This is a genomic window from Sebaldella sp. S0638, assembly GCF_024158605.1.
Taxonomy (GTDB): domain Bacteria; phylum Fusobacteriota; class Fusobacteriia; order Fusobacteriales; family Leptotrichiaceae; genus Sebaldella.
Genome location: NZ_JAMZGM010000204.1, coordinates 1 through 3128, shown reverse-complemented (window position 1 = coordinate 3128; position 3128 = coordinate 1). Strand labels below are relative to the sequence as shown.

The window sequence follows — 3128 nt, the reverse complement described above, 5'->3', positions numbered from 1 at the left end:
TATGCTCCTCCAAGCCCTGCATAAAGTCCTGACATTACTACTCCTGTATATCTTATCAAATATACATTTATTCCCACTGTATCTGCTGCCAGAGGATGTTCTCCCACTGCTCTCATTCTCAGTCCAAGCACTGTTCCGTACATTATATAATTCGATATTATTGCCAGTCCGTAGATCAGTATCAATACAAACATCAGACTTGCCTGTTTAGGTGCTGCCGGTGTTGATCCCGCTACCTTGAATAATACCTTTATCAGATATGAGGTCAGTGCCACTGCAAGTAAGTTTATCGCCACACCACTAACTATCTGGTTCCCCCGTAAGTTTATACTTATAAATGCATGTACCAGTGATATTATTCCGCCTGCTAAGATTCCCGCTATTAGTCCCATATATGGATTTCCCGTATAATACGATACTGTCGCTCCTGCAAATGCCCCGCATAACATCATTCCTTCTAAACCTAAGTTTGTTACTCCTGTTATTTCCGTAAAACATGCTCCTACTGCTGTTATTAAGATCGGAGGGGCCAACATCAAGATTTGTCCTAATATTTCCATCATTGTTTTTTACCTCCTCTTTTTGATAACATATATCTAAACAGATTTTCTCCTGCTACAAATATTATTATTAATGCCTGTATTATATAAACTACCTCTTTCGGTATTCTCATACTCTGAAGGCTCTGCCCTCCTATTTCCAATGAGGCATAAAAGATTGCCGCTATAAATACTCCTATTGGATTACTTTTCCCCAATAATGATACTGCTACTCCCGTAAATCCTAACTCTCCCATTATCAGTTCCGTATAAGCATACTGTGCCGATCCTCCAAGAACTCTTTCTGCTCCGCCAAGTCCTGCCAGTATTCCGGCAAGTCCCATTGCAAAGATTATATTCTTCTTTATCTTTATTCCTGCATTCTCTGCTGATCCTGCATTTAGTCCCACTGCTTTCATTTCATAGCCCTGTTTTGTCTTCCCGAAGAAATACCATACCAGTATTACCGCTGCTATTGCCAGTATAAAGCCTAAATTCAGTTTCTGTTTTGTTGACGGTGCCAGCAAAAACAGTCTTGCAGGCTCCAGTACCTTCATTGTCTGTACATTTTGTGATGCCGGGTCTTTTAATGGATAGTTCAAAAGATAATTCTGAAGATTTATCGCTATATAGTTTAACATTATCGTACTTATTACCTCATGCACACCGAACTTTGCCTTTAGGTAGCCTGATATTGATGCCCATAAAAATCCCGCTATTCCTGCTGCTATCATTGCTGTTACAAAGTTTCCAAGAAATGCATTCTTCACATAAATTCCTACTACTGCCGCTGCCACTCCGCCCATTATCATCTGTCCCTGGGCTCCTATATTAAATAATCCTGCCTTAAAGGCTATCATTACTGATAATCCCACAAATATCATCGGCGTTGCCGTCAGAAGCGTCTTTGCCAGTCCGCTCATAAACGGTGCCTTTGGATTCGCCTGATAAAATGCCGACTTAAATAACTGGCCGTATGCCTCAAATGCATTTACACCATTCAGCTGAATTATTATTCCCCCTATTATTAAGGCTGTTAATACTGCTAGTAATGGAGTTAAAATTTCCACATACTTTTTATTCATCAATTTTACCTCCTGCCATTAATATTCCCAGTTTCTCTGTTGTTGCTTCCTCTCTTTTCAGTACACCAACTACTTTTCCTTCATACATTACTGCTATCTTGTCACTAAGACTCATTACTTCTGATAATTCAGCCGATACTACCAGTATTGCCTTCTTATTCTTCTTTTCACTCAGTATTGTATTATGAATCATCTCTATTGCTCCTATATCCACTCCTCTTGTGGGCTGTGAAGCTATTATGAATCTGTTTTCCTTCTCCAGTTCTCTTGCTACTACCACTTTCTGCTGGTTTCCTCCTGACAGTCCTCCGAACTTTACTTTGGAATCAGGTGTTCTTATATCATATTTCTTTATATACTCGTTTGTTTTCTGCGTTATTTTCCCAAAATCCAGTATCATCCCGTGTGAATAATCATCTTCTACTCCAAGGATCATATTTTCCTCTATTGAGAAGTCATCTATTGCCGCCCTCTTATGTCTGTCCTCAGGTATATGTGAAAGCCCGCTTACTCTTCTCTCCTTTGGTGATGAATGTGTCAGATTCTGTTCTCCTATTCTGAAACTTCCTTTTTCTACTTTTCTCAGTCCTGCAAGTGCTTCTATCAGTTCTGTCTGTCCGTTTCCTTCTACTCCCGCTATACCAAGAACTTCTCCTTCATGTATTATCAGGTCTACTCCCTTTACTGCTTCAAGTCCGTTATCTCCGTTTACTCTCATGTTCAGCACTTCCACAAGGTCTTTCCCCAATGTTACATCAGGTCTGTTCACTTCAAACAACACTTTTCTTCCCACCATCATATTGGCTATTATCTCTTTTGTTGCTTCACTTGTTTTTATACTTCCTACGTTTTTACCTTTTCTTATTACCGTTATATTATCTGAAACGTCAAGTACTTCCTGTAATTTATGTGTAATGAATATTATTGTTTTCCCCTCTTTTACCAGATTTCTCATTATCTGGTACAGTTCCTTTACCTCCTGTGGTGTAAGTACGGCACTAGGCTCGTCGAATATCAGAAGTTCTGCTCCTTTGAACAGTATCTTTAGTATTTCTATTCTCTGCTGTATTCCTACAGAAAGGTCTTCTACTTTTGAATCAGGATTTATATTAAGACCGTATTTATCAGCCACGTCAATTACATCCTGTCTTGCTTTCTTCTTATCGAACTTCCCCATTGTGCTGGGTTCAAAACCAAGCACCATATTTTCTGCCACTGTAAGAGTATCTATCAGCATAAAGTGCTGGTAGACCATTCCTATTCCCGTTTTTGCAGCTACAGAAGGTGAGTCTATAGTTATTTCCTCCCCTTTGTAAAAAATCTTTCCGCTTGTTGGCGCGTACAGTCCGTTGAGCATTTTCATCAGTGTGGATTTCCCTGCTCCGTTTTCCCCTACTATTGCGTGAATCTCCCCTTTTTTCACCTTTAAGGTAATATCTTCATTTGCTACTACCTTGCCCCCTAAAAATTCCTTACGTATATTTTCCATCTCCAGGATATATTC

3 protein-coding genes are annotated in these 3128 nt (G+C 39.5%); all 3 read right to left on the bottom strand.

Annotated elements, in window-relative coordinates; genetic code table 11:
- A partial coding sequence (locus NK213_RS19435; protein ID WP_253352411.1) for an ABC transporter permease occupies positions 1-563 on the bottom strand: 563 nt, incomplete at its 3' end.
- Positions 560-1624, bottom strand: a complete 1065-nt coding sequence (locus NK213_RS19430) for an ABC transporter permease (protein WP_253352409.1) — start codon at positions 1622-1624, stop codon at positions 560-562. The genes NK213_RS19435 and NK213_RS19430, both read right to left, overlap by 4 nt.
- Positions 1617-3128, bottom strand: a 1512-nt coding sequence (locus NK213_RS19425) for an ABC transporter ATP-binding protein (RefSeq protein WP_253352406.1), incomplete at its 5' end; no start/stop codon positions are given. The genes NK213_RS19430 and NK213_RS19425, both read right to left, overlap by 8 nt.